At 60.7% G+C, this 3429-nt stretch carries 2 protein-coding genes; both read right to left on the minus strand.

The genetic code is table 11. The annotated features are described in order from the left end of the window. Window position 1 precedes the first annotated feature (1 nt). A complete protein-coding gene (locus HMPREF0591_RS29605) occupies window positions 2-2935 on the minus strand; it encodes an MMPL/RND family transporter (protein WP_007172562.1) in 2934 nt (977 codons plus the stop codon). After that, window positions 2932-3351: an MmpS family transport accessory protein gene (locus tag HMPREF0591_RS29610; protein WP_007172563.1), complete on the minus strand. Its 420-nt coding sequence runs from the start codon at window positions 3349-3351 to the stop codon at window positions 2932-2934. Before HMPREF0591_RS29610 ends, HMPREF0591_RS29605 begins: the two co-directional genes overlap by 4 nt. Window positions 3352-3429 lie beyond the last annotated feature (78 nt).

Below are 3429 nucleotides of genomic sequence, written 5' to 3' on the forward strand. Positions count from 1 at the left end.
CTTAGTAGTGCGGTGAGGCCGCCGGGAACCGGTCGGTGGTCGCCGACTGCGGGTCATCTTGCCGGGGCAGCAGGTAGGCGCGAACCGCCGAACGTGGCCCGTAGGGCCGAAGTAGCTGGCTGGCCGGGCGAGTGCGTACCTGCTGCGGCCACCAGAACCAGCGCCCCAGCAGCGCGGCGACGGACGGCATCATGAATGAGCGCACGATCAGGGTGTCGAACAGCAGACCCAGGCCGATGGTGGTGCCGACCTGCCCGACGACTTTCAAATCGCTGAATATGAACGAGGCCATGGTGGCGGCGAAGACCAGGCCCGCAGACGTCACCACCGCACCGGTGCCGGCCATCGAGCGGATGATTCCGGTTTTCAAACCGGCACCGATTTCTTCTTTGAAACGGGACACCAGCAGCAGGTTGTAGTCGGATCCGACGGCCAGCATCAAGATGATGGACATCGCCAGCACCATCCAGTGCAGTTTGAAGCCGATGATGTCCTGCCACACCAGCACGGACAGTCCGAACGAGGCGCCCAACGAGATCAGCACCGTGCCCACGATGGTGACCGCGGCGACCAGGCTTCGGGTGATGATCAGCATGATGATCAAAATCAGGCTGGCCGCAGCTATTGCCGCGATCATCAGGTCGTATTTGGAGCCGTCGCGCATGTCCTTGTAGACCGCGGCGGTGCCGGCAAGGTAGATCTTGGCGCCCTCCAGCGGAGTTCCCTTGATGGCTTCCTTGGCTGCGTTCTTGATCGGCTCGACGTGCGAAATGCCTTCCGGGGTCGCGGGATCCCCTTCATGGGAGATGATGAAGCGGGCCGCGTGCCCGTCCGGCGACAGGAACATCTTCAGACCGCGCTTGAAGTCGGGGTTGTCGAAGACTTCCGGCGGGATGTAGAACGAGTCGTCGTTCTTGGCGGCGTCGAAGGCCTGGCCCATGGCGGTCGAGTTTTGGCTCATCACGTCCATCTGGTCATACAGCGACGACATCGAGCTGTGCATGGTCAGCATCATTTGCTTCATGGTCGTCATGGTGGCGATCATGGGCGGCATCTGCGCCAGCATCTGCGGCATCAAGGCGTCCAGCTGAGATATGTCGCCGGCAAGATAGGTGAATTTTTCGGTGATCTGATCCAGACCGTCGAGCGCGTCGAAGAGGGATCGCAGCGACCAGCAGCCCGGGATGTCGAAGCAGTGCTTTTCCCAGTAGAAGTAGCTGCGAATCGGCCGGAAGAAATCATCGAAGTTGGCGATGTTGTCGCGCAATGTGTTTGTGACATCCAACATTTCATGCGTGAGGCCGTCCATGTGGTGGGTGACCGCGGCCATCTGCGAGGTGATGTTGTACATGCGCTGCATGGTGTCGATGGACTGTTGCATCGCGTCGGCCTGCTTGAGCATGTCGTCCATGCGCTGGTGCATGTACTGCTGGTTTTCGACCTGCGTGGTGTTTTGCATGCTGATCTGGAACGGGATTGAGGTGTGCTCGATCGGCGTTCCCAGCGGCCGGGTGATCGCCTGGACGCGCGCGACACCCGGGATGTGGAAGACCCCCCTGGCGATCCGGTCCAACACCAGCATGCCCGCCGGGTTGCGCATGTCGTGATCGGTCTCGATCATCAACAATTCCGGATTCATCCGGGACGCGGGGAAATGCCGTTCGGCGGCGGCGTAGCCGATATTCGCGGGGACGCTCGGGGGTAAATACAGCCGGTTGTCGTAATTGGTTTGATAACCGGGTAGGGCGAGTAGACCGATGAGGGCGATCGCGACTGACACCGCGAGAATTGGCCCGGGCCAGCGCACGATCGCGGTGCCCACCCGTCGCCATCCCCGGGTCCGCATCTTGCGCTTAGGATCGAACAGCTTGAAGAAACTGCCGACGGTCAGGACCGCCGGACCCAAGGTCAGCGCGGCAGCAACGGCGACCAGCATCCCGACCGCACAAGGGATACCCATAGTCTGGAAATACGGAAGCCGGGTAAAGCTCAGGCAATACATCGCACCGGCAATAGTCAGGCCAGAGCCAAGGACGACGTGCGCGGTTCCGTGGAACATGGTGTAGAAGGCTTTTTCGCGGTCCTCGCCTAGGCCGCGCGCCTCTTGATATCGGCCGAGAATAAAGATCGCATAGTCTGTCCCAGCGGCGATGGCCAACAGCACCAAAATATTAACCGCGAAGGTCGACAATCCCATGATGTTGTTGTAGGCCAGGAAAGCGACAACCCCCCGAGCCGCCATCACCTCGATCACCACCATGAACAACGTGCTGAACACGGTGATAATCGAGCGGTATACCCACAGCAACATCACGATGATCACCACGAAGGTGATGATCGTGACCTTCTGGAGGCTCTTTTGTCCGGCCGAGTGCTGATCGGCGATCAACGCCCCAGCGCCGGTCACATAGGCCTTGACCCCCGACGGCGCAGGCACGCTGTCCACGATCTTGCGGACCGCCGCGACAGACTCGCTGGCCAGGCTCTCGCCCTGGTTACCAGCAAGATACGCCTGCACATAGGCGGCCTTGCCGTCGGAGCTTTGCGAACCGGCGGCCGTCAGCGGATCCCCCCAGAAGTCCTGGACGTGCTGGACGTGTTTCGTGTCAGCCTCGAGTTTGCGGACGATCTGGTCGTAGAAATGGTGGGCCTCATCGCCCAGCGGCTTGTCACCTTCCAGCACGATCATGACCGCACTGTCACTGTTGAATTCGTTGAATACTTTGCCGATGTGCTTCATCGCTTGCATCGACGGCGCGTCCTTGGGGCTCATCGACACGGTGTGTTCTTCGGCGACCGCGTCCAGCGATGGAACCAAGACGCTGAGGACGACGACAAGCCCCACCCAGGCAAAGACGACGGGCACCGCGAGTTTGTGGACCGTTCGCGCGAAAACCGGCATATGCGGCAGCCCTGCGGCCCGGTCATCGGTCATGCGGACTTCACTATGCAGAACGTTTGCGCATTCATACCCTGACTCGACCTTTCGTCCTTGACCACCTCGTCCACGATGATCCGGCAGCCGATTTGGTTGCTGTCGCCCTGCGCGACGATGTTGACGCTCACCGAGGGCAGCGTCGAGGTAACCGAGAGCGTCCAGGGCAAAGGCACGTTGCTAGCTTTCTGGGGCTGGGCATTGATGTCCAAGTAGTTGATGTTGGCCACCGTCCCCGGGGGACCATAAACCTGGTAAACCACGCGCTTGGGATTGAACGGCTTGATCTCATCGGCGATGCCGCTGGTCATCGTCTGATCGTCGTGGACGCCGAAAAAGGTGCGAAGCCGCAGTACGCAGAAGCCCGCTACCGCCACCACCGCCACGATGACCAGGACGATCCACATTTTCTTCATCGCAGCGCCAACGTGAATCCTCCCCAGCCAACCATCTCCCGCTAGTTGGGCGCCCCACCGCCCATTCGACTGGATCGG

Source organism: Mycobacterium parascrofulaceum ATCC BAA-614 (assembly GCF_000164135.1).
In the GTDB taxonomy this organism is placed as follows: domain Bacteria; phylum Actinomycetota; class Actinomycetes; order Mycobacteriales; family Mycobacteriaceae; genus Mycobacterium; species Mycobacterium parascrofulaceum.